A 25,094-nucleotide genomic window follows, 5' to 3' on the forward strand; every position below is an offset into this window, starting at 1 on the left:
AGCTACCGGAAACCGGCGAACTGCAGATAGGTAGTGGTTATTTGATCACCCCAGAGCAGCGCAATCCAGCCGGCAATGGCCAGATAGGGCCCGAAGGGGATCGGCGTGCTGGTCTCGGCATTGCGCAGACGCAGCAGAATGACCCCCAGCACGGCCCCGACCAGGGACGAGAACAGAATGGTCAGCGGCAACACCTGCCACCCACCCCAGGCGCCGAGCATGGCCAGCAGCTTGAAGTCGCCATAACCCATGCCTTCCTTGCCGGTCAGCAGCTTGAACAACCAGTACACCGACCACAGGCTCAGGTAACCGAACACCGCACCCCAGAGCGCATCGCCCAGGCTGGTGAAAAGCCCGAAGTAATTGACGATCAAGCCCAGCCAGAGCAGCGGCAGCACCAGCGCATCCGGCAGCAACTGGTGATCGACATCGATCAGGCTCATGGCCAACAGCCCCCAGGTCAGCAACAGCATGGCCCCGGCCTGCCAGGTAAAGCCGAAGTGCCAGGCAACGAAACCGGAAAGCAGGGCGGTGGCCAGCTCGACCAGCGGATAACGCGCACTGATCGGCACCTTGCAGGCCGAGCACTTGCCGCGCAGGGCCAGGTAGCTGATGACGGGGATGTTCTCCCAGGCACGGATTTCATGACCGCAATGCGGGCACGCCGAGTTGGGTAGGACCAGGTTGTAGGTGGCTTTCTGCTCAGGCTGAGGCAGGGAAAGAGCGTCACGCGCTTGTTGCTGCCACTCCAGTTCCATCATCTTCGGCAGGCGATGGATGACCACGTTGAGGAAGCTGCCGACCAGAAGGCCGAGCAGGGCGGCGCATAAAACAAAGGCCAGCGCGTGGCTGGCCAGGAAGTCGAATACGAGCATTTAGACGACGTTGCCGAGTTGGAAGATAGGGAGGTACATGGCGATGATCAAGCCGCCGACTAGTACACCAAGTACGGCCATGATCATGGGTTCCATCAGGGTGGTGAGGTTATCGACAGCGTTGTCCACTTCCTCTTCGTAGTAGTTGGCGACCTTGTCCAACATGGAGTCCAGAGAGCCGGACTCCTCGCCAATGGCCGCCATTTGTACGGCCATGGTGGGAAAGACACCGGTGGTGCGCATGGAGAAGTTGAGCTGGGTGCCCGAGGATACGTCTTGCTTGATCTTGGTCACTGCGTTGCGGAACACGACGTTGCCAGTGGCGCCGGATACCGAGTCCAGTGCTTCCACCAAGGGAACGCCTGCCGCGAACGTGGTGGACAGGGTGCGTGCATAACGGGCGACAGCAGATTTGTAGATAATGCCGCCAACGATGGGGAGCTTAAGGGTTGCCCTGTCTATTGAGTCGCGGAATCTCTCTGATCGGCGGTGCGCCTCACGGAAGGCGAAAGCCAGCGCGAACAAGGCGATCAAGACGATAAACCACCATTCCTGTAATACTTCTGAGAGACCGATAACCATCAGAGTGAAGGCAGGAAGTTCGGCGCCGAAGTTGGCGAATACGGACTGGAATTGGGGGACCACTTTGATGAGAAGGATTGCAGATACGATAATTGCAACGATGATTACCGCTATCGGATAGGTCATCGCCTTCTTGATCTTGGCTTTCAGTGACTCGGTCTTTTCTTTGTAGGTGGCTACGCGATCCAACAGGGTTTCCAGTGCACCGGATTGTTCACCTGCGTCGACTAGGTTGCAGTAGAGGTCATCGAAGTACTGTGGTTTCTTGCGCAACGAGTTGGCTAAGCTGTTGCCCGCAGCCACTTCCTGTTTGATGTCGTCGACCAGCTTCCTCATGTTGGGGTTGTCGAAACCCTCCGCGATGATGTCGAAGGACTGCAGCAAGGGTACGCCTGAGCCCATCATGGTCGCCATCTGCCGAGTGAAAAGGGCGATGTCCATAGGCTTGATCTTCTTGCCCTTGCTCAGCAGCGAGACGCCCTTCTTGCGAACCTTGATCGGGTTGATGCCCTGTTTGCGCAATTGCGCCTTGACCAGAGCGACATTCGTGCCAGATAGCTCTCCCTTGATCTTGCCGCCCTTGCGATCCGTGCCTTCAAATGCGAAGACACTGGTTTTCAACGCTTTTTCCGCCATGGATTAATCCTTGGTCACGCGGTTGACTTCCTCGAGGCTGGTAATGCCTTGCATGGCCTTGACCAGGCCCGAGGTACGCAGGTCATTGAAGCCTTCTTTGCGGGCTTGCTCCGCGATCTGAATGGAGTTGCCTTCTTCCATGATAATCCGCTGCAGCGCCGGCGTGATTTTAACCACTTCATAAATACCCACGCGGCCCTTGTAGCCGTTCTTGCAATTTTCACACCCCACGGGGGCGTACAGCTTGAAGCTGCCGATCCTGTCCTCGGGAAAACCTTCATGGAGCAGGGTTTCGTTGGGGACGTCGTGTTCCTTCTTGCAGTGCGGGCACAGCTTGCGTGCCAGGCGCTGGGCGATGATCAGATTGGTGGAAGTAGCCAGGTTGAAGGATGCTACTCCCATGTTCAGCAGGCGCGTCAGGGTTTCCGCAGCACTGTTGGTGTGCAAGGTGGACATCACCATGTGACCAGTCTGTGCGGCCTTGATGGCGATCTCTGCGGTTTCAAGGTCGCGGATCTCACCAACCATGATCACGTCTGGATCCTGACGGAGGAAGGCGCGCAACGCCTGAGCGAAGTCCATGCCCTGGCGTGGATTGACATTGACTTGATTGATGCCCTCCAGGTTGATCTCCACTGGATCTTCAGCGGTGGAGATGTTGATGTCCGGAGTATTGAGGATATTCAAGCCGGTATACAGGGAGACGGTCTTGCCGGAGCCGGTTGGTCCGGTCACCAGGATCATGCCCTGTGGTTGCTTCAAGGCTTCAAGATAGAGCTGTTTCTGCGCATCCTCATAGCCAAGGGCATCAATGCCCATCTGTGCGCTGGCCGAGTCGAGAATACGCATCACGATCTTCTCACCCCACAGGGTAGGCAGGGTGTTGACGCGGAAGTCGATGGACTTGCTCTTGGATACACGCATCTTGATGCGGCCGTCCTGAGGCTTGCGCCTTTCGGAAATATCCAGTCCGGCCATTACTTTCAGGCGCGCCGAGATACGGCTAGCCAGTTGGATTGGAGGCTTGGCCACCTCATGCAGCATGCCATCGGTACGGAAGCGTACGCGGTAGATCTTCTCGTAGGGCTCGAAGTGTAGGTCCGATGAGCCTCCCTTGATGGCGTCCAGTAGCATCTTGTTGACGAAGCGGACTACTGGAGCATCGTCAGCATCTCCTCCGATACTTTCTTCCTTGCGGTCTGCATCACCACTTTCAATGTCCAGCCCATCCAAATCGACGTCGGCCAGATCGTCCAGGCCGCCGGTAGCACTTTCGAAGAGCTTCTCAATGGTGTCACCGAGCTTGTCGTCTTCGACCAGAATCGCCTCAGTGGTCAGGCCGGTGCTGAACTGGACGTCAGTAATGGCTTGGTGATTGGTTGGGTCGGAAATGCCCACAAATAGCTTATTTCCGCGCCGCCAGAGTGGGATGACGCGGTGTTGGCGTACCAGCTTTTCGCTGATCAGATCCCTTGGAAGGCTGTCCTTGTCTATGGCGCCCAGATCACAGAAGGCTATTCCGAACTGCTCAGCGGCCAACTCGGTAAGTGGCCGACTCTTCACCAGTTTGTTCTGTACGAGGTAAGTCACCAGCGAGAGCTTGTTCCGCTGTGCTTGCTGCTGTGCTTGTTGAGCGCTTTTTTCGTCGAGTAACTCAGCTACCACCAGTTGGCGGGCAAGCCCGGAAAGCATGACTTGGTCGTTCATGAGGAAGGCGGCGTGCAAATGGAGGTTGGGTAGCTCTTATAACGTACTGACTTAATGGTGCCAAATCGCCAAGCTGAAAGTGTCAATTTTTGTCAGATTCTGACTGGTGCGGATTTCCCTGTTCGTAGGCAATGTCTGTAGGTGTTGGTCTTGCGTGCGTGTAGGAATTGGCATGAGATGTGCTTGGATTTTGTCAGGTCGACAGGCCTTATCCCATTTCAAGGAGAGTTTCATGAAGGCTCAAAAAGGCTTTACCCTTATTGAATTGATGATCGTGGTAGCGATCATTGGTATTCTTGCCGCGATTGCCATTCCGCAGTATCAAAGCTATGTTGCTCGTTCCCAAGTTTCCCGAGTTATGGAAGAAACTGCTTCGCTGAAGACTGCTATTGAAAGCTGCATTGTCGATGGTCGTTTGACTATTGGTGCAGGTGCTGGTGAGTGTGATCCGGGTGGTACTGGTTCTAACTTGATGGCCGCTGCGGCTGGCGGCTCTAGTGTCATGGTGAGTGGTGCCCCAGGGGCCGGTCAGGGTACTGCCGGTGTTACTAACCCTCTGACTACTACGTCCGTTATCACCGCTACTTTTGGCAACAACGCTGCTGCTGTTCTTGGTAATGCTACCTTGACTTGGACTCGTGATGCCAATGGAGGTTGGACTTGTGCGACCACCGCTCCTGCTAACCTGCGTCCTGCTGGTTGCCAGTAAGCATTTACTCCGAGGTCCTGGGCTGATGGGGCCTTTGCATTGGGTTGCGATATATTGAGGTTGTGTCATTCACAGGGATAGACCCTTGGGCATATCGATCTGTCTATGTGGTGATTGATTGCTCTTGTACTCACTGTTAGAGTGCGCCCGCCCGCCGGTGTAGCTCAGTCGGTAGAGCAGCTCATTCGTAATGAGAAGGTCGGGGGTTCGATTCCTCTTACCGGCACCATCTCTGGCAAAGGCCCCGCTTCGGCGGGGCTTTTTGCTTTCCGGCGCCGAAACCGCCGTACTTGCCGCTTGGGCGCTATCGAACTGCCATCATTCGCCGGACTATACTCTCGCTGCCCAGGGAAGCTTTCGGTGAGGAAGGGAGCGGTCTGTGAAGCAGTCGAGTGAGTCCGCCAGGTTCAGCCGTTCCTATGCCCAGCGCGTGCTTTTGCCGCGCGCGGTGGGTTTGGCCGTGGGGTTCTTCTGTGTCGCCGGCGTGCTCTGGGGGAAGGGGCATTCGCCTTGGCTGTGGGGGCTGCTGTTGTGGTTCTGCTATCTGTGGCCGCTGATGGCCTACCAGATCACTTCGCGTTCGCCGCGGCCCAGGGAGCTGGAGCGGCGTTTCGTGCTCTTCGATTCGCTGATGGGCGGATTCTGGATCGCCACCATCCAGTTCAACGTGCTGCCCTCGGTGATGATGCTTTCCATGCTGGCGATGAACAACACCGCCGCAGGCGGCGCGCGGTTCGTGGCCCAGGGTTTCGTGCTGCAGGCGCTCGGCATGGTGCTGTCCGGCCTGGTGCTGGGCTTCGGTTTCTCGCCTGACACCTCCCAGGCCGAGTTGTATGCCTGTATTCCCATGCTGGTCATCCACCCCATGACCATCGGCCTGGTGCTCTATCGGCTGGCCATCCAGCTGTCGCGACACAAGAAGGCGCTGCGCGACCTGAGCCGCACCGACAGCCTGACCCAACTGTTCAACCGCGGCTACTGGAAGGAGCGTCTGCAGCAGGCCTTCGAGCACTGCCGGCAGGCGCAGCAGCCCGCTTCGCTGGCGCTGATCGACGTCGACCATTTCAAGACCACCAACGACCGCCATGGGCACGTGATCGGCGACCTGGTGTTGCGTCGGCTCAGCGAGTTCATGCGCAGCCACCTGCGCGCCGAGGATCTGGCCGGGCGCTACGGTGGCGATGAGTTCTGCGTGCTGTTGCCGGGGCTGCAGCCGGAGGCGGCGCGGGAGGTACTGGCGCGGCTGTCCCGCGAGTTGGCCGGGGAGGACTGGGAGCGGGTGCCGGAATTGCGCGTCAGCCTCAGCATCGGCATCGCCGGCTTCGATCCGGCCATGCCCGACGCCACCGAATGGCTGCGCCGGGCCGACCAGGCGCTGTACGAGGCCAAGGGGCAGGGACGCGACCGCATCGTCCTGGCTTCCGCGCTGGATGCCGCTGCGCGCCTGGCCTAGCCGAAGGTCCTGGCGAAGGGTTCGGCGCTGTGTCGGACAGCGGCCACCACCTGGGGCACCTGCTCGCAGAGCCCGGGGTGGCTCGCCAGCACCTTTTCCACCGCTTGCAATTGAACGCGTATGACTTCGGCCGGCCGGGCCACATCACATGCCCTGGCAAGGTCCAGGGCAAGCACGTCTCTGGGGTAGAGGACCGTTGACGATCAAATGGTATGCAACTATTTTTAGTTGCATGAAGGGGCTCCATGTCCAGGAACGAGAAACTGCTGGCCAAGCTACTCAACGAAAGCACCAGCTTTACCTGGCAGGAGCTTGTGACACTGCTGCGTTGGCTGGGCTACAGGCAATTGGAGGGCAGCGGGAGCCGGGTCAAGTTCGACAACGGCGACCCGCAGGCGTTGATCAACCTTCACAAGCCGCACCCGGGCAACGAGCTGAAAGCCTATGTCCGGCGCCAGATCATCGAGCACCTCAAGGCGGGGGAACTGATTCCGTGAACAACCTGCTGCAATACCGGGGCTATTACGGCTCCATCGAAGCCAGCACCGAGGACAACTGCCTGTTCGGCAAGCTGCTCTTCATCCGCGCGCTGGTCAACTACGAAGGCGAGACGGTGGCCGAACTGCAGGCCGCTTTCCGCGAGGCGGTGGACGACTACCTGGCCACATGCCAGGCGCAGGGGCAGGAGCCGGAAGTGCCTTGCAAGGGATCGTTCAACGTGCGGGTCGGCCATGACTTGCATCTGGCAGCGAGCCTGGCAGCCAACCGGCAGCACATGAGCCTGAACGACCTCACCCGGCAGGCGCTGAGCGAGTATTTGCAGCACCACGGCTGAGGCGCAAACAAAGCGGATTCGGATGGCTCCCGGATCATCGAACGAACATAAGTCGAGACAGAGCCATGGCGGATGAATCGAGGATTACCCTGGAGCCCGGCAGGCGTGGCGGGAAGCCCTGTGTGCGTGGGCTGCGGATAACCGTGGAGGATGTCCTGAGCTGGCTGGCCGCCGGAATGAGCCAGGAAGAAATCATCGCTGACTACCCGGAGCTCGAGCGTGAAGACATTCTCGCTTGCCTGGCCTTCGCGGCGGCCCGCATGAAACATTCGGCCAGGATCGAGGCGGCATGAAGCTGCTGCTGGACGAAATCTTTCCCGGCGCATGTTGCCCTTTCTGAAGAAGGGCAGCAGTTCGAACCAGGCGATCGCCCAAATTCGGCAGAGCAATTGAAAAGGAGCCTGGAAGACGAGCGTATCGGCCTGGTGGAGCTGATCTGACCTGCTGCGCCGTTACAGGCTCAACCGCCGCGCGCCGGGCCTAGCCGAAGGTCCTGGCGAAGGGTTCGGCGCTGTGCCGGATGGCGGCCACCACCTGGGGCACCTGCTCGCAGAGCCCGGGGTGGTTCGCCAGCACCTTTTCCACCGCTTGCAGTTGAGCACGTATGACTTCGGCCGGCCGGGCCACATCACATACCCTGGCAAGGTCCAGAAGCCCTTGCCGCGACGCGAACAGCGACTTGTTGCCGGCAAGGTCCAGGGCAAGCACGTCCTCTGGGATATAGGCGGTGGTATTGACGATGTCATAGGCCGGCGCCAGCCGCGCGTCGGCTTGTGTCGGATCCGAATAGAGCAGGCCGAAATTCTTCAGGTGCGCGTCGCCATTGCCGACGATGCAGCTCAGGGACACGATGCCGAAAAGCTGTTCCAGGGAGGCCTGCACATGCTCGGGAGGACAGAACAGCCGGATGGCCTTGGCAATGGCTGCATAGCTCTTGCTGTACTTCTGTTGCGCCGAGAGTCCCATCAGGGCCGCCATGTCCTCGAAGCCGATGGGGTCGAGTTGCTCGTCCCTGTCGAAACGTCTCATGACGAACAGCCTGGCGTTGTCTGACAAGTAGAACTCTGGAACGGAAATGCCGCATGCCTTTGCCATGGACATGCAGAGGAATTCATTGATCGCCAGCCCCGGGAGTTCAGCCCGGCCGCTCTTGACGATCAGGTCGGAGGTTTTCGAGGTGAACCGCTGCGGTAGCGAATCCCGGTGTTCCGGAACCAGCACCTTAGGCTGTACGCCCGATATGCCGGCCCGCAGGATGTAGCGGTCCACCAGTTCGGCAAAGATATCGTCCGTGCCGTCCCAGGCCAGGATTTCCTCCAGCTTCTCACCTGGAAACTGCCTGCGTTGCAGTAGCGCATCGACCTCTTGCGAATTCACCAGGACCCGTCCGATAGGCGCACTGCTGCCAGACAGGGCCAGCAACAGCATCGGGTCGACATTCACCACCTTGGCCAGGCGGTTGCGCAGTTGTTCCAGGGCATAGCCTTCGGGCAGGTTCATCTGGAAAATCGGGTGCAACTCGCGATGGCGATACTCTTCCAGGCGCACGGGCATGAGCAGGCTGACCGCGGCGCGCGCATCCGTCCCTTCCTGATAGCGGAACAGGTAGTCATCCGCGCTACTGAAGAGCCTTCCGCTCGGACCTTCTGGCGTCGAAACCTTCAGCGTCGCCGGCATCAGTCGAACACTCCCTGGATTTCCTCCAGCGTAGGCCTCGCTGCCGGCACGAGCGCGAACTCGCAGTCCAGGGCGCCGAGGATGCGGGCATAGGCCATCATGGCGACCGACAGGCTGCCTTTCTCGGCGGCGATGATCTTTTGTCGGGTGAGCCCGGCCATGGAGGCGAGCTCGGCCTGGGTCAGCCCGCGATTCAGGCGCCTCTGTCGAATCTGCTCACCCAGGCGGGTCGAGATGAGGGAATAGTCCATGTTCTGAATACGTGACAAGTCATGTGTTATGTAACGTATACGGAACCTGCTGGAAAGGCAAAGTCCTGGGTCGCCTACGCCGCCCCACCCGCACCATTCCCTTGTAGGAGCGCGCCCTGCGCGCGATTTCGCGGGCAGGGCCCGCTCCTACAGGTAGCCGGGAAGCACGGTATTCCTCCCCCCGTAGGACCTTGTCCGCGATGACCGGGTATATCGGCGCGATTCGCGGATGAGATCCGCTACGCTGCCCCACCCACGCCATTCCCTTCTGGTGGAGCTGATCTGACCCGCCGCGCCGTTACAGACTCAGCCGCATCGACAGGTCCAGCGCCTTGACGTCCTTGGTCAGGGTGCCGATGGAGATGTAGTCCACGCCGGTTTCGGCGATGCCGCGCAGGGTGCTTTCGTCGATCCCGCCGGAGGCCTCCAGCTTGGCGCGGCCGGCGGTCACTCGCACGGCGGTGCGCATGTCTTCCAGGCTCAGTTCGTCGAGCATGACGATGTCGGCGCCGGCGGTCAGGGCCTGGTTCAGTTCGTCCAGGTCTTCCACCTCGATTTCCACCGGCTTGCCCGGGGCGATGCGCCGGGCCTCGGCGATGGCCTGGGCGATGCCGCCGCAGGCGGCGATGTGGTTTTCCTTGATCAGGAAGGCGTCGTACAGGCCGATGCGGTGGTTGTGGCAGCCGCCGCAGGTGATCGCGTACTTCTGCGCCAGGCGCAGGCCGGGCAGGGTCTTGCGGGTGTCCAGCAGCTTGACGCCGGTGCCTTCCACCAGGTCGGCGTAGTGGCGCGCGCGGGTGGCGGTGCCGGACAGCAACTGGAAGAAGTTCAGCGCGCTGCGCTCGCCGCTGAGCAGCGCGCGGGCCGGGCCCTGCAGGCTGAATAGCGTCTGGTCGGCGCTGACCCGCTCGCCGTCGCGCACCTGCCATTGCACCTGCACGCGCGGGTCGATCTGCCGGAATACCTCGTCGACCCAGGCGCTGCCGGCGACGGTGGCGTCTTCGCGGGTGATGACGCGGGCCTGGGCCTCACGCTCGGCGGGGATCAGCTGCGCGGTGATGTCGCCGCTGCCGATGTCTTCGGCCAGGGCGGCGCGGACGTTGGCCTGGATTTCCCCGGAAAGGTCGGCAAGGGTGAGGTTCGGCATGGCGGACTCCTGATTCGCGGTGGCGGGATTATACGGGGCGCGGCGGCCGCCGTGTGCATCCGCGGCGGCCGGCGGGAGTCGGACGAACGGTGGCTGTTCTTGTGTGAATTTCATCAAGAATGCCTTCTAAGGGTCTTGGTTGTCATAGGCGCTTCTCTATAATGACTAAGAATATTCTTATTTTGACGTCAGTCGATTGACATTCCGAACGACGCTTACCCGATTGGTGTCATCGGGCCTTTGGTAGGCCCGGCGGCAGGAGACTAGCGATGCAGAACGACGCGAACGTAGTGCCGCTGAACAAGGCGGCCCAGGGCCAGTCGCCGACTGCTATCCCCGGGCGCCTGCCCGCGGCGCTGGTCAACGTCCGCGACAAGGCTTCGGTGCAGCTGCGCCAGGCTCTGCAGGTGTTGTTCGACAATGCCGACGACACCCTCTTCGAGATGGCCGACCGCGCCACCAGCAACGCCGAGCAGAGCGCCTTCTTCGAGGCCATGCGCGACCTGCGCCTGAAGCGCAAGGGCATCGAGCGCGGCTTCGTGCAGAAGTTCTTCGAGGGCTTCGCCAACCTCAACCAGTACCAGGTCGGCAAGGCGCCGCAACTGGACGCCGTCTCCTTCGACAACCTGTCGCTGGTGCAGAACGACGAACTGGAAGAGACCGTGGCGATGGACGCCATGGTCGGCAAGGTGCTCAGCCGCGACGGCCTGGCCCTGGGCCACCTGACCACGCGCCTGAACACCCTGGTCAGCAACAAGGTCGATGACAAGACCAACCCGCTCGGCCCGCGCCCGCTGTGCGAGGCCTTCCTCGAGGCCTGCCAGGGCCTGGGCGTGGAGATCAAGGTCAAGCTGATCGTCCTCAAGCTGTTCGAGAAGTACGTGCTTGCCGAGCTCGAGCAACTGTATGCCGAGGCCAACGAGATTCTCGTCGCCCATGGCGTGCTGCCGGAGCTGAAGTCCGCCCCCGTGCGCCGCCCGCCGCGTCCCGCCGCCGAGGCCCCGGCCAGCGCCGGCTACACCGGTGCCGCCGCCCAGGCCGCCGCTTCCGGCGCCTACCTGGATGCCGAGAGCCAGGAAGCCTTCGGTGCCCTGCAGGAGCTGATGTCCCAGGTCCGCGGCAGCCTGGCCGCGCGCCGCCAGGTGCCCGCCGACGCGGTGCCGATTTCCAGCAACGACCTGATGCGCCTGCTCTCGCACCTGCAGGACCACCTGCCGGCCCAGGGCATGGACGAGGTGGACGTGCGCCACCACCTGGACCACCTGCTCACCCGCGTCAGCCACAAGAGCGGGCGCTCGCGGGTGGTGGGGCAGGTCGACGAGGACGTGATCAACCTGGTGTCCATGCTCTTCGAGTTCATCCTCGACGACCGCAACCTGCCGGATTCGCTCAAGGCCCTGATCGGCCGCATGCAGATCCCCATGCTCAAGGTCGCGGTGCTGGACAAGACCTTCTTCAGCCGCGGCAACCACCCCGCCCGGCGCCTGCTCAACGAGATCGCCTCGGCGGCGCTCGGCTGGGCGGAACAGACCGACCTGCAGCGCGACAGCCTGTACCAGAAGATCGAGCAGGTGGTGATGCGCCTGCTGAACGACTTCGTCGACGACACGGCGATCTTCGGCGTGCTGCTGGAGGACTTCATCGCCTTCACCGGCGACGAGCGCCGCCGCAGCGAACTGCTCGAACAACGCACCCGCGACGCCGAGGAAGGCCGAGCCCGCGCCGACGCGGCCCGGCGCGAGGTGGCGCAGGTGCTCAACCAGCGGCTGTTCGGCCGCACCCTGCCCGAAGTGGTGGTGCGCCTGCTGCGCGAGGCCTGGAGCAAGGTGCTGCTGCTGACCTGCCTGAAGCACGGCAGCGACTCGCAACCCTGGCGCGACGCCGTGGCGACCATGGACGACCTGATCTGGAGCGTCGAGCCCCATGAGGACCCGGAGTCACGCACGCGCCTGCTGGAAATGGTGCCGCAACTGCTCAAGTCGCTGCGCGAGGGCCTGACCAGCGCGGCCTTCGATCCGTTCTCCACCGGCGAGTTCTTCAGCCGCCTGGAGAGCCTGCACGTGCAGGCCTTCCAGCGCTTCAAGCAGGCGCAGGAAGCGGCGGCCGACGACGACCTGCTGGATGGCATTCCGCTGCTTGACGACGCTGTCGAGGCGCCTGCGGCGCAGGCTAGCGGTCAGCCGGAGATGGTCGCCGTGGTGGAGGAAATCGTCCTGGCGACGCCTGGCGAGGAGCGCGCGCCTGAGCCGGAAGAACTGCTGGCGGACGACGACGAGTCGCTGCGCAAGGTCGACGAGTTGCGCGTCGGCAGCTGGGTGGAAATCCTCGAGGATTCCGAGCACAAGCTGCGTTGCAAGCTGGCCGCGGTGATCAAGCCGACCGGCCGCTACATCTTCGTCAACCGCACCGGCATGAAGGTGCTGGAAAAGACCCGCATGGGCCTGGCCGTGGAATTCCGCCGCAACGCCGTGCGGCTGCTGGATGACGCGCTGTTGTTCGACCGGGCGTTGGAGTCGGTGATCGGCAACCTGCGGCGGTTGAAGAACGGCTGAGCCAGCCGCCTCCTGGGGACTGTGTAGGAGCGCGCCCTGCGCGCGAATCGCGGGCAGGGCCCGCTCCTACAGGGGATGCCGGGCTGCGGCGTATAACCGCGAACGGTTGTACGCCCTACGACTTGGGATCGAGCGAGCAGGCCTGCGGCCCCCTCACCCTAACCCTCTCCCGGAGGGAGAGGGGACCGTTCGGCAGACGCTGGTGTTCCTGAGTCAGCCGGCTGGCACGGCGGCTACCGGCTGAGGCCAAGCCTTCTCTTGGCACGGACAAGCCCCCTCTCCCTCTGGGAGAGGGGGCTGTTCGGCAGACGCTGGTGTTCCTGAGTCAGCCGGCTGGCACGGCGGCTACCGGCTGAGGCCAGGCCTTCTCTCGGCACGGACAAGCCCCCTCTCCCTCTGGGAGAGGGGGCTGTTCGGCAGACGCTGGTGTTCCTGAGTCAGCCGGCTGGCACGGCGGCTACCGGCTGAGGCCAGGCCTTCTCTCGGCACGGACAAGCCCCCTCTCCCTCTGGGAGAGGGGGCTGTTCGGCAGATGCTGGTGTTCCTGAGCCGGCTGGCACGGCGGCTACCGGCTGAGGCCAAGCCTTCTCTCGGCACGGACAAGCTCCCTCTCCCTCTGGGAGAGGGGACTGTTCGGCAGATGCTGGTGTTCCTGAGTCAGCCGGCTAGCACGGTGACTACCGGCTGAGGCCAGGCCTTCTCTCGGCACGGACAAGCCCCCTCTCCCTCTGGGAGAGGGCTGGGGTGAGGGAGCGGAGTCAACCCAACGCACCAGCGCCCCCGGGAAACACGGTTCGCGAGCAAGCTCGCTCCTACGAAAAGCGCTTCGGCGCAGTCGGCAAGACTCTCGCTCCCGCACCGCAGCGGCCGTTCTCTTCCGCCGCAAGCTGCTTTAGAGTGGGTCCAATCAAGGAGCCCCTATGCAGTTCGATCCCCGCAGCGGCTGGTGCCAGGGCATCAGCCACTGTCCTTCGCCCAATTTCAATGCCCGCCCGGAGGGGGAGGTGGTCTCCCTGCTGGTGATCCACAACATCAGCCTGCCGCCCGGGCAGTTCGGCACCGGCAAGGTGCAGTGCTTCTTCCAGAACCGCCTGGATGCCGACGAGCACCCCTATTTCGCCGACATCGCGCAGATGACGGTGTCCGCGCACTTCCTCATCGAGCGCGATGGCAGCGTGTTCCAGTTCGTCTCCTGCAACGACCGCGCCTGGCATGCCGGCGTGTCGCGCTTCGACGGCCGGGAGAACTGCAACGACTTCTCCATCGGCATCGAGCTGGAAGGCACTGACGATGAGCCCTACAGCGATGCGCAATATGCCGCCCTGGCGGAGCTGGGCCGGCAGTTGTTGCGGGCCTACCCGGCCATCACCCCTGGGCGCATCCAGGGCCACAGCGACATCGCCCCGGGGCGCAAGACCGATCCCGGCCCGGCTTTCGACTGGCAGCGTTTCCTCGCCGCCCTCTGCAAGGAGTCGACATGAGTTTCCTGGTACTGCTGCTGGCCCTGCTGGTAGAGAAGTTCTCCGGCTGGCGCGCGCGCCTGCAGAGGGATGGCGCCTGGCTCGCCTGGCTGGGCCTGGTGCAGGGGCTGCCGGGCGTGGTGGCGCGGCCCTGGCTGGCGCTGCTGGTGGCCCTGCTCGGGCCCTTGCTGGTGCTGGCGCTGGTCCTGACCTTGCTGCAGCCGCTGGCCTACGGCCTGCTGGCGCTGCCTGCGCACCTGCTGGTGCTGATCTGGAGCCTGGGCCGCGGCGACGTGCACCAGGCCATGGGGCCGTTCCGCGACGCCTGGCGCCGCGAGGACCTGCAGGGCGCCTACCACGTCGCCGAGCGCGATCTGGGCGTGCAGGCCGATTCCGATGCCGAGCTGTTCGCCCAGGTCCAGGGCATGCTGGTGTGGCAGGCCTTCCAGGGCTTCTTCGCGGTGATCTTCTGGTACGCCCTGCTGGGCCCGGCGGCGGCCCTGGCCTATCGCCTGCTGTCGCTGACCGAGGTGCACCTGGGCCGGGGCTCGGGCCTGGGCGAGCGGGCCGCGCTGCTGCGCCACGCCTTCGACTGGCTGCCGGCGCGGGCCCTGGCGCTGAGCTTCGCCTTCGTCGGCAACTTCGTCGCCGTGGCCCGGGTGCTGCTGCACCACCTGCTGGCCTGGGATTACCCGGCGGCGCGCCTGCTGGCCCAGGCCGCCTGCGTCGGCGAGGACCTGTGCGACGCCACTCCCGGCCCGGCCGGGGTGGCCAGCCTGGATGCGCTCTGGCAACTGCTGGTGCGCACGGCGGTGCTCTGGTACGCGGCCTTCGCCCTGTGCGCGATTTTCCTCTGAGTACCGCACGTCGCCACTGATGGCGTTTTAACCTTAAGTTACAGAACGTCCCGCCGATATCGGGTACACAGGAGCCTGCGCCAAGCGCGGGCTCATAGCCCGCCTCGGCCATCCCACACAAGAACAACAACGGGAACAGGAGACGTCTTACGTGAAGACCGTGCTCTATCCAGCTATCGCACTGATGAACCGCCTGAGCTTCGGCATGAAGTTCAGCCTCATCAGCGTGCTCTTCTTCCTGCCGATGCTGGTGACCAACTTCTACCTGGTGCGTGATTCCTACCGCCAGTTCGTCAGCACCCGCGCCGAGCTGCAGAGCCTGCAGCTGATCGCCTCGGGCATGCAGATCCGCCGCGACGTCGAGGCCTACAACGACCTCCTGCAGATCAACATCGGCATCGGCCAGACGCGCACCACCGGCGACCTGGACAGCCGCATCGGCCAGTTGCAGCAGCGCCTGCACACGGCGCTTTCGGCGCTGCAGCCGGTGGCGCGGGACAGCGAGCAGGTGGCCGCCTTCACCGCCAAGCGCGACGAACTGCTCGCCGCCCTCAAGGCCGTGGAGACCGAAGGCTCGATGCAGAGCAAGGCCGGCATGGCCATGCGCCTGCTGAGCAACGTGCAGATCTTCAACAAGCTGCTGGCCACGCAGTCCGGGCTGAGCCAGGACGACAGCGCCGAAGTGCGGCAGATGGCCGACCTGATCAGCAGCGTCACCCCGGCGGTCACCGAGACCATCAGCCGCGGCCGCGTGCTGGGCACCGCGGCGCTGGGCCAGGGGTTCCTCAATTCCTCCACCAGCGGCAAGCTCGACGACCTGCTGCAGGACCTGGAGAAGCTCCACGCCGAATACGCCCTGAAGCTGCAGGAGGCGCTGGGCGCCAGCAGCGCGGCGCAGCAGGCGCTGGCCGGCGAGGCCGAGGCCAGCCGCGAGACGCTCAAGAGCCTGGGCAAGCTGATCGAGGACAAGGTGGTGATGGCCGACTCCCTCGACCTGCCCTGGGCGCAGTTCTACGACCAGGTCAGCCAGGGCATGGACAAGACCTATCAGCTCAACGACAAGGTGCTCGGCTACCTCGGCGGCCAGCTGGAGCAACGCCTGACCGGCAAGCAGGCGCAGATGGTCCTGCTGGTGGTGGCGCTGTTGGTGGTGTTCCTCGCCATCGTCTACCTCTATGGCGGTTTCTACGTCTCCACCCGCTCCACGCTCAAGAGCCTGGGCGCGATGATGGAGCGCGTCGCCGCCGGCGACATGACGGTCAACTACCAGGCGCAGAGCCGCGACGAACTGGGCGAGCTGGGCCAGGCCTTCAACGAGACGGTGCGCCGCGTGCACGACCTGATCGAGCAGGTGGGCCGCACCGTGGCCGAGGTGGAACGGCAGACCGGCCGCGTGGAAGTGGTATCGGCGCAGAGCAACCAGGCGGTGGCCGGCCAGCGCGACCAGATCGAGCAGGTGGCCACGGCGATGAACCAGATGGCCGCCACGGCCCAGGAAGTGGCGCGCAGCGCCGCCGCCGCCGTGGGCAGCGCGCAGAGCGTGAACCAGGAGACGGTCAGCGGCCGCGACCTGGTGGAATCCCAGGTGGGCAGCATCCAGCGCCTGGCCGCGGAGATCGACCAGTCGGTGGAAGTGATCAACCAACTGGCTGCCGACAGCGCCTCCATCAGCCGTGTGCTGGACGTGATCAAGGGCATCGCCGAACAGACCAACCTGCTGGCGCTCAACGCCGCCATCGAGGCGGCCCGGGCCGGCGAGCAGGGCAGGGGCTTCGCGGTGGTGGCCGACGAGGTGCGCACCCTGGCCAAGCGCACCCAGCAGTCCACCGAGGAGATCGAGCAGATGATCTCGCGCCTGCAGAGTGGCGTGGGCGCCGCGGTGAAGGCCATGGGCAGCAGCCACCAGACCGCCGATGGCACCGTCAGCCAGTCGGCGCAGGTGCAGCAGGCGCTGGACAACATCCTCGGCGCGGTGGGCATGATCGTCGACCAGAACCAGCAGATCGCCGCCGCCGCCGAGCAGCAGACCACGGTGGCCCACGACATCGACCAGAACATCGTGCAGATCAACCAGGCCGGCGAGCGCACCGCCCTGGGCGCCAACGAGACCGAGCGCGCCAGCCGCGAGCTGTCCGAACAGGTGGTGGAGCTGAAGCGGCTGATCGGCGCCTTCAGGGTCTAAGGGGTTTCACCAGCAGCCCGGCACCCGCGCGAGCGCAAGGATGCTTCCCCGTCTCGCGGGTGCCGGGTTGTCGGTGGAAGGCTGTCGCCGGGAGCGTAGGGCGTATAACGTTCCGCGTTATACGCCGTTTGGCCTCGCCCCCCGGCGGCTCCGGGGTTGACCTTGGCGTTGGCTGTGGCCCCGGTGTATCGGCGGATAACCGCGAACGGTTATGCGCCCTACGCTATGGTCGGGCCTGGCGTAGGGCGGATAACGCCTACGGCGTTATCCGCCGTCTGGCCTTGATTCCCGGCGGCTCCGAGGTTGACCTGGGCGTTGGCTGTGTCCCCGGTGTATCGGCGGATAACCGCGAACGGTTATGCGCCCTACGTCCAGCCGAAAACCTCCCTCGCATTCCGCGTACTAACCTGCGCCAACTCCTCCGCACTCACCCCCCGCAGCTCCGCCAGCGCCTCGCAGATCGCCGGCAGGTGCTCCGGGCTGTTGCGCTGGCCGGGGAACATCGCCGGGGCCATGTCCGGGGCGTCGGTTTCCAGCACGATCGACTCCAGCGGCAGTTCCGCCACCGTCTTGCGCAGGCGGTTGGCCTGGGGCCAGGTGGGCGCGCCGCCCAGGCCCAGGCGGAAGCCCAGCTTGATGTACTCGCGGGCTTCCTCGCGGCTGCCGGCGAAGGCGTGGACGATGCCGCGGCGCGGCGGGCGGAAGCGCTTGAGGGTGGCGATCGTCGCGGCGTGGGCGCGGCGCACGTGGAGCAGCACCGGCAGTTCGCAGTCGATGGCGATGCGCAGCTGTTCCTCGAACAGCGCCTGCTGCGCCTCGCGGTCCAGGTCCTCGAGGTAGTAGTCCAGGCCGATCTCGCCCACCGCGCACAGCTTCGGGTGGCCGGCCAGGCGTTGCAGGTGCTCGCGCAGGTCGCGCAGGTGTTCGGGGCGGTGCTGCGCCAGGTAGATCGGGTGCAGGCCCAGGGCGGCGTAGAGCGTGTCGTTCTGCTCGGCCAGTCGCAGCACCCGCTCCCAGTTCTCGCGGAACACCCCCAGCAGCACCTGGCGCTCCACGCCGAGCCTGGCGCAGCGTTGCAGCAGGGCGGCGCGGTCGGTGTCGAAGTCCGGGAAGTCGATGTGGTTGTGGGTGTCGACCAGGCGCATGGCGGTCACCCGGCGCGCAGTTTGAGGGTGCGCGGGATGGGGTGCACGCCGGGCTGGTAGTGCTCGTGTTCCACGGCCTCCAGGGCCAGGTCCAGCGCGCGGGCGGCGATCAGCGCGTGCTGCTGGGAGATGGCGTTGACCTTCAGCGGCACGAAGTCGAGCAACTGGGTATCGCCGAAGGTGCCCAGGCGCAGGTCGCGTGGCCAGCCGCCGGGCAGCGCCTGGAACACGTCGAACACGCCTTCGAGCAGCACGTAGGAGGTGGTGATCAGCGCGTCCGGCAGGTAGCCCAGGCGCTGCAGCAGGCCTTCCATCAACTGGCGGCCGCACTCGCGGCTGAAGCTGGCGCCCTGTTCGATGAAGCGCTCGCCGCCAAAGCCCTGCAGGGCCTGTTCGAAGCCGGCGCTGCGTTCCTGGCTGATGATCAGCTCCGGGCGGGCGCCGAGCAGGGCGATGTGCCGCGGCGCGGGTTGCAGCAGGGTGGCGGTGAGGCGCTGGGCGGCGTCGCGGTCGTCGCTGACCACCGAGCAGAAGCGCCGTGGGTCCAGTTGGCGGTCGATGGCAATCACCGGCACGCCCTTGTCCAGCAGTAGCTGGTGGCTGTCGTCGTCGGCCGGCAGGCAGCTGGCCACCACCAGGGCGTCGCAGCGCCGCGCGCGGAACAGGTTCAGGGCCTGGCGCTCGCTTTCCGGTTCGTCGTCGGAGCAGGCGATCAGCAACTGGTAGCCGCGGGCGCGGGCGCCCTGTTCCAGCAGCTTGGCGATGCGCGCGTAGCTGGGGTTCTCCAGGTCCGGGAGGATGAAGCCGAGGGTGCGCGTCTGCCCGCGGCGCAGGCTGGCGGCCTGCTGGTCGGGGTGGTAGCCGTGGGCTTCGATCACCGCGCGCACGCGCTCCACGGTGGCCGCGCTGATGCGCCGCTGCACGGCCTTGCCGTTGATGACGTAGCTGGCCGTGGTCACCGAGACCCCGGCCAGACGGGCGATATCACTGAGTTTCAACACATACCCCGGCACTGCTGACTGACAACTGGAGGCTTCCAAGGATCACGCATTATCGGGTAACGTGCCAGTCTCAATAGGTGAAACGATTCAGCAAAAGCTGTCCCCCTGCCTGCGGCCACTATGCTGGTCACCAGGGACAGCCTCGCTGTTCACCCCAACAAGCGGATAACCGCCCCGTTTCGGCAGCCCGGCCTTCCTCCCGGGCGAGCCGCTGAGGAGAACGATGTGCTCGAACTGACCGCGCAGCAGGTCCGCATGCAACAGCGGGCCGCGGACAAGCCGGCCGCCCTCGAACTGCTCTGCCGGGCCCTGGAGGCCGACGGCCTGGTCGAGCCGGGCTACCTCGCCGGGCTCAAGGCCCGCGAGGCCCAGGGCTCCACCTACCTCGGACAGGGCATCGCCATCCCCCATGGCACCCCGCAGACCCGCGACCTCGTGCGCCGCACCGGCGTGCGCCTGCTGCATTTCCCCGAAGGCGTGGACTGGGGCGACGGGCAGATCGTCTACCTGGCCATCGGCATCGCCGCGCGTTCGGACGAGCACCTGAACCTGCTGCAACTGCTGACCCGCGCCCTGGGCGAGGGCGACACCGGCGCGGTGCTGCGCGAGGCGCAGGATGCCGAGCAACTGCTGAAGGCACTGAGCGGCGCCCCGCAAGCCCTGGCCCTGGACGCGCAACTGGTGGCGCTGGGGCAGGGCGCCGAAGACTTCGACGAACTGCTGCTGCTCGCCGCGCGCCGGCTCAAGGCCGCCGGCTGCGTGGAGAGCGGCTTCCTCGCCGCGCTGCAGCAGGGCGAGGTGCTGCCGCTGGGCGAGGGCCTGTGGTGGCTGGGCGGCGGCGAGAAGGTCAGCCGGCCCGGCCTGGCCTTCGTCACCCCGCAACGCGAGCTGCAGCACGCCGGCCAGCCCCTGCGCGGGCTGTTCTGCCTGGCCGAGCGCGGCGATGCGGCGCGCGTTGTGCTGGAGCGCCTGTGCGACCTGCTGGTGGACGGCCGCGGCGCCGAACTGGCCCGTGCCACCTCGGTGCGCGCCGTGCTGGAGGCCCTGGGCGGCGAGCTGCCGGTGGACTGGCCGAGCCTGCGCGTGCCCCTGGCCAACCCCCATGGCCTGCATGCGCGGCCGTCGCAGGTGCTGATGCAGATGGCCCGCGACTTCGACGGCGAAATCCGTGTGCGCGTCGCCGACAGCGAGGCCGCGCCGGTGTCCATCCGCAGCCTGAGCAAGCTGCTCAGCCTGGGCGCCCGGCGTGGCCAGGTGCTGGAGTTCTTCGCCGAGCCGGCAATCGCCGAGGCGGCGCTGCCGGCCTTGCGCGAGGCGGTGGAGCAGGGCCTGGGCGAGGAAGTCCTGCCGCTGGCGGAAGCGCCCGTGGAACCCGAGGCGCCTGCCGAGCCGGAAGCGCCCTTGCCCGAACTGGTCCGGGGCGAGTGGCTGGACGCCATTGCTGCCGCCCCGGGCATCGCCAGCGGCCCGGCGCACCTGCAGGTGGAGCCGAAATTCCAGTACCCCGCCCGCGGCGAATCCCCCGAGATCGAGACGCAGCGCCTGGCCGAGGCCAAGGCCGCCATCGCCACGGAAATCGAGGCCCTGGTGGCGCACAGCCGCAGCAAGGCGGTGCGCGACATCTTCGTCACCCACCAGGCCCTGCTCGACGACCCCGAACTGGGTGCCGAGGTGGCTGTGCAACTGGCCGACGGCGCCAGCGCCGAAGCGGCCTGGCACGCGGTGATCGAACGGGCCGCCAGCCAGCAGGAGGCCCTCGGCGACGCCCTACTCGCCGAGCGCGCGGCGGACCTGCGCGACCTCGGCCGCCGGGTGCTGGCGCGCCTGTGCGGGGTGAGCCTGCCTGCCGAGCCGGCGCAGCCGTACATCCTGGTGATGGACGAGGTCGGGCCTTCCGACGTGGCGCGCCTGGACCCCGAGCGCGTGGCCGGCATCCTCACCGTGCGCGGCGGCGCCACCTCGCACAGCGCCATCATCGCCCGCGCCCTGGGCATTCCCGCCCTGGTCGGCGCCGGCGAAGGCCTGTTGGCGCTGCCGCCGGGCACGCCGCTGCTGCTCGACGGCGAGCGCGGCCGCTTCGTGGTGGCGCCCGCGGACGAGGTGCTGGAACAGGCCCTGCGCCAGCGTGAGGAACACCAGCGCCGCCAGGCCCTGGCCGAGGCGCGCCGGCATGAACCGGCGCGCACCCGCGACGGCCATGCGGTGGAAGTCTGTGCCAACCTCGGCGACAGCGCCGGCGCCGCCCAGGCCGTGGAACTGGGCGCCGAAGGCGTGGGCCTGCTGCGCAGCGAGTTCGTCTTCCTCGACAGCCCGCGCGCGCCGGACCTGGCGGCCCAGGAAGCCGAGTACCGCCGTGTGCTCGACGCCCTCGACGGCCGCCCGCTGGTGGTGCGCACCCTGGACGTGGGCGGCGACAAGCCGCTGCCGTACTGGCCGATCCCGGCCGAGGCCAACCCCTACCTGGGCGTGCGCGGCATCCGCCTGACGCTGCAGCGCCCGCAGATTTTCGAGACGCAGCTGCGCGCCCTGCTGCAGGCCGCCGCCGGACGGGCGCTGCGGATCATGTTCCCGATGGTCGGCCAGGTCGAGGAATGGCGCCGGGCGCGCGACCTGGCGCTGGCCCTGCGCGAGGAATACGACTGCGCCGACCTGCAGCTGGGCATCATGGTCGAGGTGCCCTCGGCGGCGCTGCTGGCGCCGGTGCTGGCGCGCGAGGTGGACTTCTTCAGCGTCGGCACCAACGACCTGACGCAGTACGCCCTGGCCATCGACCGCGGCCACCCGACGCTGTCCGCCCAGGCCGACGGCCTGCACCCGGCGGTGCTGCAACTGATCGACATGACCGTGCGCGCCGCCCATGCCCACGGCAAGTGGGTGGGCGTGTGCGGCGAGCTGGCCGCCGACGCCCAGGCGCTGCCGGTCCTGCTGGGGCTGGCGGTGGACGAGCTGAGCGTGTCCGCGCGCAGCATCCCGCTGGTGAAGCAGGGCGTGCGCGAACTGGACCTGGGCCAGGCCCGCGAACTGGCCGGCGCCGCCCTCGGCCTGGCCTCGGCGGCGGAGGTCCGCGCCCTGGTGGCGCGGGCCCTGGGGGAGGCGCGCTGATGGCCCGCATCCTCACCCTCACCCTGAACCCGGCGCTGGACCTCACCGTGCGCCTGCCGAGCCTGGAACTGGGCGCGGTGAACCGCTGCAAGGCGGTGCTGGCCCAGGCCGCCGGCAAGGGTCTGAACGTCGCCCAGGTGCTCGCCGACCTCGGCCATGAGCTGAGCGTGGGCGGCTTCCTCGGTGCCGACAACGCGGAGGCCTTCGAGGCGCTGTTCCGCCGCCGCGGCTTCCGCGACGCCTTCGTCCGGGTGCCGGGCGAGACGCGCAGCAACATCAAGCTGGCCGAACGCAGCGGGCGCATCACCGACCTCAACGGCCCCGGCCTGGAAGTGCATGCCGAGGCCCAGCGGCGCCTGCTGGACGGTTTGGACGAACTGGCCGCCGATCAGGACCTGGTGGTGGTGGCCGGCAGCCTGCCGCGCGGCGTGGACCCGCAGTGGCTGCATGAACTGCTGCTGCGCCTGAAGCGCCTGGGCCTGCGGGTGGCCCTGGACAGCAGCGGCGAAGCCCTGCGCCAGGGGCTGGCGGCCAGGCCCTGGCTGGTCAAGCCGAACGCCGAGGAACTGGCCGAGGCCTGCGGCCCGGCGGGCGAGGGCGGCGCCGATGCCCAGGCCCGTGCCCTGCGCGCCGGCGGCATCGAGCACCTGGTGCTTTCCGAGGGCGCCGAGGGCGTGCGCTGGTACGGCCCGGACGGGCTGTGGCAGGCGACGCCGCCGAAGGTCGAGGTGGCCAGCACCGTGGGCGCCGGCGACTCGCTGCTGGCGGCCATGGTCGACGGCCTGCTCGCCGGCCGGCCCGCCGCGCAGGTGCTGCGCCAGGCCACCGCGGTGGCCGCCCTGGCCGTGACCCAGTTCGACTTCGGCATCGCCGACCGCGAGCGCCTGGCCCGCCTGCAGGCGCAGGTGGCGGTGCGCGCGCTGGATCGATCCGCCCGCCCGCAGCGCCGGGCGGAGCCATGACAAGAGGTATGACGATGAACCTTGCCCTGATCACTGCCTGCCCCAACGGCCAGGTCACCAGCCTGCTCAGCGCGCGCCTGCTGCGCGCCGCCGCCGAACGCCTGGGCTGGTCGGTGTGCGTCGAGAGCAACGAACCGCAGCGCCCCGAGCAGCGCCTGAGCGCCGAACAGATCGGCTCGGCCGACCTGGTGCTGGTGGTCAGCAGCCAGCCGCTGGACTTGTCCCGCTTCGCCGGCAAGCCGCTGTTCCAGGCACGCCCGGCCGAGGCCCTGGCCGAGTCTGCGGCCTTTCTGCAACGCGCCGCCGCCGAGGCGCAGCCCTGGCAAGGCAACGCTGAACCGCAGGCCAAGGCGCTGCGGGTAGTGGCGGTGACCGCCTGCCCCACTGGTGTGGCGCACACCTTCATGGCCGCCGAGGCGCTGCAGCAGGCCGCCGAGCGCCTGGGCTGGCAACTGCGGGTGGAAACCCAGGGCTCGGTGGGCGCGCGCAACCCGCTGTCGGCCGAGGACATAGCCGCCGCCGACGTGGTGCTGCTGGCGGCCGACATCGAGGTGAACGACGAACGCTTCGCCGGCAAGCGCATCTTCCGCTGCGGCACCGGCGTGGCGCTGAAGCAGCCCGAGGCGACCTTGCGCAAGGCCCTGGAGGAAGGTGCCACGGAAAGCGCCGTCGCCGCCGCTGCGCAGAAGCCGGGCAAGGGCGAGGCGCGCGGGCTGTACAAGCACCTGCTGACCGGCGTGTCGTTCATGCTGCCGATGGTGGTGGCCGGCGGCTTGCTGATCGCGCTGTCCTTCGTGTTCGGCATCCAGGCCTTCAAGGAGCCGGGCACCCTGGCCGCGGCGCTGATGCAGATCGGCGGCGAGAGCGCCTTCAAGCTGATGGTGCCGATGCTCGCCGGCTACATCGCCTGGTCCATCGCCGACCGCCCGGGCCTGGCGCCGGGGATGATCGGCGGCCTGCTGGCCAGCAGCCTGAGCGCGGGCTTCCTCGGCGGCATAGTGGCGGGCCTGCTGGCCGGCTACTCGGCGCGCGCGGTGAGCCAGTGGCTGAAGTTGCCGCAGAGCCTGGAGGCGCTCAAGCCGATCCTGCTGATCCCGCTGCTGTGCAGCCTGTTCACCGGGCTGGTGATGATCTACGTGGTGGGCCAGCCGGTGGCCGGGCTGATGAGCGCGCTGACCGATTTCCTGGCCGGCATGGGCACGGCCAACGCCATCCTCCTCGGCCTGCTGCTCGGCGGCATGATGTGCGTCGACCTCGGCGGGCCGATCAACAAGGCCGCCTACGCCTTCTCCGTGGGCCTGCTGGCCTCGCAGAGCTACGCGCCCATGGCGGCGACCATGGCCGCTGGCATGGTGCCGCCAATCGGCATGGGCCTCGCCACCCTGCTGGCCCGACGCAAGTTCGCCCGGAGCGAGCGCGAGGCCGGCAAGGCGGCGCTGGTGCTGGGCCTGTGCTTCATCTCCGAGGGCGCCATCCCCTTCGCCGCCAAGGACCCGCTGCGGGTGTTGCCGGCGAGCGTGGTGGGCGGCGCGTTGACCGGGGCGTTGTCGATGTACTTCGGCTGCAAGCTGCTGGCGCCCCATGGCGGGTTGTTCGTGTTGCTGATTCCCAATGCGATGAATCATGCGTTGGCGTATCTGCTGGCGATCGTCGTGGGGAGTGTGGTGACGGGGGTGATTTATGCGCTGCTCAAGCGGGATGAGGTGCAGGGGATGGTGGGGGTGCCTGTGCGGGCTGCTGAGTGATTCCGTTGGGCAATGCACCGGTGCCAGTTCCAAGAGCGCCCTCTCCCTAACCCTCTCCCTGAAGGGAGAGGGGACCGTTCGGAGCGCTTGGATGTTCTGGAGTCAGCCGGCTGGCACGAAGTTTCCGACTGACGCCAAACCTTCTCTCGGCACGGACAAGCCCCCTCTCCCTTCAGGGCGGGGCGCGCAGCCGAGGGCTGGGGAGAGGGAGCGGAG

General features: G+C 66.2%; 20 protein-coding genes, 1 tRNA gene and 1 pseudogene. 13 read left to right on the forward strand and 9 right to left on the reverse strand.

The genetic code is table 11. From position 1 onward, the window contains the following. Nucleotides 1-2: 2 nt before the first annotated feature. From IG194_RS19890 to pilB, 3 genes are read right to left on the reverse strand one after another with little or no spacing between them, the layout of a single operon-like run. Nucleotides 3-875 carry a prepilin peptidase gene (locus IG194_RS19890; protein WP_058488547.1) on the reverse strand — a complete coding sequence of 291 codons (873 nt, stop codon included), beginning with the start codon at nt 873-875 and terminating at the stop codon, nt 3-5. Further along, complete coding sequence (locus IG194_RS19895) at nt 876-2,093, reverse strand: type II secretion system F family protein (protein ID WP_058488548.1); 1,218 nt, start codon at nt 2,091-2,093, stop codon at nt 876-878. Nucleotides 2,094-2,096: 3 nt separating this feature from the next. Further along, on the reverse strand, nt 2,097-3,800 hold the full coding sequence (gene pilB, locus IG194_RS19900) for a type IV-A pilus assembly ATPase PilB (RefSeq protein ID WP_058489715.1): 1,704 nt from the start codon (nt 3,798-3,800) through the stop codon (nt 2,097-2,099). 232 nt (nt 3,801-4,032) lie between these two features. Between pilB and IG194_RS19905 the strand changes: the two genes are divergently transcribed. The 3 genes from IG194_RS19905 (at nt 4,033) to IG194_RS19915 (ending at nt 5,962) form a co-directional block, all read left to right on the forward strand. After that, on the forward strand, nt 4,033-4,509 hold the full coding sequence (locus IG194_RS19905; protein WP_082996272.1) for a pilin: 477 nt from the start codon (nt 4,033-4,035) through the stop codon (nt 4,507-4,509). 153 nt (nt 4,510-4,662) lie between these two features. After that, nucleotides 4,663-4,738 (forward strand) — tRNA-Thr (locus IG194_RS19910). Between the two features lie 150 nt (nt 4,739-4,888). Continuing rightward, nucleotides 4,889-5,962 (forward strand): diguanylate cyclase, encoded by a 1,074-nt coding sequence (locus IG194_RS19915; protein WP_058488549.1) that lies wholly within the window; start codon nt 4,889-4,891, stop codon nt 5,960-5,962. Here the strand turns inward: IG194_RS19915 and IG194_RS33350 are convergent. Continuing rightward, nucleotides 5,959-6,165 (reverse strand): annotated as a pseudogene (locus IG194_RS33350) (type II toxin-antitoxin system HipA family toxin); the annotation flags it as partial. The gene IG194_RS19915 and the pseudogene IG194_RS33350 overlap by 4 nt on opposite strands. Before the next feature lie 42 nt (nt 6,166-6,207). Here IG194_RS33350 and IG194_RS19920 point away from each other — a divergent pair. From IG194_RS19920 to IG194_RS19930, 3 genes are all read left to right on the forward strand, one after another. Continuing rightward, nucleotides 6,208-6,459, forward strand: coding sequence for a type II toxin-antitoxin system HicA family toxin (locus IG194_RS19920; RefSeq protein WP_058488551.1), 252 nt, complete (start codon nt 6,208-6,210; stop codon nt 6,457-6,459). Continuing rightward, the gene (locus tag IG194_RS19925; protein WP_043318088.1) at nt 6,456-6,797 is read left to right on the forward strand and encodes a type II toxin-antitoxin system HicB family antitoxin; all 342 of its coding nucleotides are present in this window, start codon (nt 6,456-6,458) and stop codon (nt 6,795-6,797) included. The genes IG194_RS19920 and IG194_RS19925 overlap by 4 nt, the downstream gene beginning before the upstream one ends. Nucleotides 6,798-6,862: 65 nt before the next feature. Further along, complete coding sequence (locus tag IG194_RS19930; RefSeq protein WP_043272290.1) at nt 6,863-7,090, forward strand: DUF433 domain-containing protein; 228 nt, start codon at nt 6,863-6,865, stop codon at nt 7,088-7,090. Nucleotides 7,091-7,277: 187 nt separating this feature from the next. Here IG194_RS19930 and IG194_RS19935 read toward each other — a convergent pair whose 3' ends face one another. The 3 genes from IG194_RS19935 to nadC all read right to left on the reverse strand — a co-directional run bounded on the left by IG194_RS19935 (nt 7,278) and on the right by nadC (nt 9,872). Beyond that, the gene (locus IG194_RS19935) at nt 7,278-8,474 is read right to left on the reverse strand and encodes a type II toxin-antitoxin system HipA family toxin (protein ID WP_058488552.1); all 1,197 of its coding nucleotides are present in this window, start codon (nt 8,472-8,474) and stop codon (nt 7,278-7,280) included. Then, nucleotides 8,474-8,725: a helix-turn-helix transcriptional regulator gene (locus IG194_RS19940; RefSeq protein ID WP_009617650.1), complete on the reverse strand. Its 252-nt coding sequence runs from the start codon at nt 8,723-8,725 to the stop codon at nt 8,474-8,476. The genes IG194_RS19935 and IG194_RS19940 overlap by 1 nt, the downstream gene beginning before the upstream one ends. Before the next feature lie 298 nt (nt 8,726-9,023). Continuing rightward, complete coding sequence (gene nadC / locus IG194_RS19945; RefSeq protein ID WP_058488553.1) at nt 9,024-9,872, reverse strand: carboxylating nicotinate-nucleotide diphosphorylase; 849 nt, start codon at nt 9,870-9,872, stop codon at nt 9,024-9,026. Nucleotides 9,873-10,141: 269 nt separating this feature from the next. On the opposite strand from nadC, the gene IG194_RS19950 reads away from it, so the two are divergent. The 4 genes from IG194_RS19950 to IG194_RS33355 all read left to right on the forward strand — a co-directional run bounded on the left by IG194_RS19950 (nt 10,142) and on the right by IG194_RS33355 (nt 16,923). Further along, complete coding sequence (locus tag IG194_RS19950; protein WP_058488554.1) at nt 10,142-12,424, forward strand: DUF1631 domain-containing protein; 2,283 nt, start codon at nt 10,142-10,144, stop codon at nt 12,422-12,424. A gap of 920 nt (nt 12,425-13,344) precedes the next feature. After that, nucleotides 13,345-13,905 (forward strand): 1,6-anhydro-N-acetylmuramyl-L-alanine amidase AmpD, encoded by a 561-nt coding sequence (ampD, locus tag IG194_RS19955; RefSeq protein WP_058488555.1) that lies wholly within the window; start codon nt 13,345-13,347, stop codon nt 13,903-13,905. Continuing rightward, a complete protein-coding gene (ampE, locus tag IG194_RS19960; protein WP_058488556.1) occupies nt 13,902-14,741 on the forward strand; it encodes a regulatory signaling modulator protein AmpE in 840 nt (279 codons plus the stop codon). The genes ampD and ampE overlap by 4 nt, the downstream gene beginning before the upstream one ends. Nucleotides 14,742-16,218: 1,477 nt before the next feature. After that, nucleotides 16,219-16,923, forward strand: coding sequence for a methyl-accepting chemotaxis protein (locus IG194_RS33355; RefSeq protein WP_370311529.1), 705 nt, complete (start codon nt 16,219-16,221; stop codon nt 16,921-16,923). A 365-nt stretch (nt 16,924-17,288) separates the two neighbouring features. Here the strand turns inward: IG194_RS33355 and IG194_RS19970 are convergent, their stop codons facing one another. After that, nucleotides 17,289-18,068, reverse strand: a complete 780-nt coding sequence (locus IG194_RS19970) for a TatD family hydrolase (RefSeq protein WP_058488557.1) — start codon at nt 18,066-18,068, stop codon at nt 17,289-17,291. Between the two features lie 5 nt (nt 18,069-18,073). Continuing rightward, the gene (gene cra / locus IG194_RS19975) at nt 18,074-19,066 is read right to left on the reverse strand and encodes a catabolite repressor/activator (protein ID WP_043272548.1); all 993 of its coding nucleotides are present in this window, start codon (nt 19,064-19,066) and stop codon (nt 18,074-18,076) included. Between the two features lie 228 nt (nt 19,067-19,294). Between cra and ptsP the strand changes: the two genes are divergently transcribed. The 3 genes from ptsP to IG194_RS19990 are packed head-to-tail and all read left to right on the forward strand — an operon-like array spanning nt 19,295 to nt 24,878. Next, nucleotides 19,295-22,171: a phosphoenolpyruvate--protein phosphotransferase gene (ptsP, locus tag IG194_RS19980; RefSeq protein WP_058488558.1), complete on the forward strand. Its 2,877-nt coding sequence runs from the start codon at nt 19,295-19,297 to the stop codon at nt 22,169-22,171. Further along, nucleotides 22,171-23,133 carry a 1-phosphofructokinase gene (gene pfkB / locus IG194_RS19985; protein ID WP_058488559.1) on the forward strand — a complete coding sequence of 321 codons (963 nt, stop codon included), beginning with the start codon at nt 22,171-22,173 and terminating at the stop codon, nt 23,131-23,133. Before ptsP ends, pfkB begins: the two co-directional genes overlap by 1 nt. Nucleotides 23,134-23,147: 14 nt before the next feature. Continuing rightward, a complete protein-coding gene (locus IG194_RS19990; protein WP_058488560.1) occupies nt 23,148-24,878 on the forward strand; it encodes a PTS fructose-like transporter subunit IIB in 1,731 nt (576 codons plus the stop codon). Nucleotides 24,879-25,094: the final 216 nt, after the last annotated feature.

It is taken from the genome of Pseudomonas sp. ADPe (assembly GCF_014843515.1).
In the GTDB taxonomy this organism is placed as follows: Bacteria; Pseudomonadota; Gammaproteobacteria; order Pseudomonadales; family Pseudomonadaceae; genus Pseudomonas; species Pseudomonas citronellolis.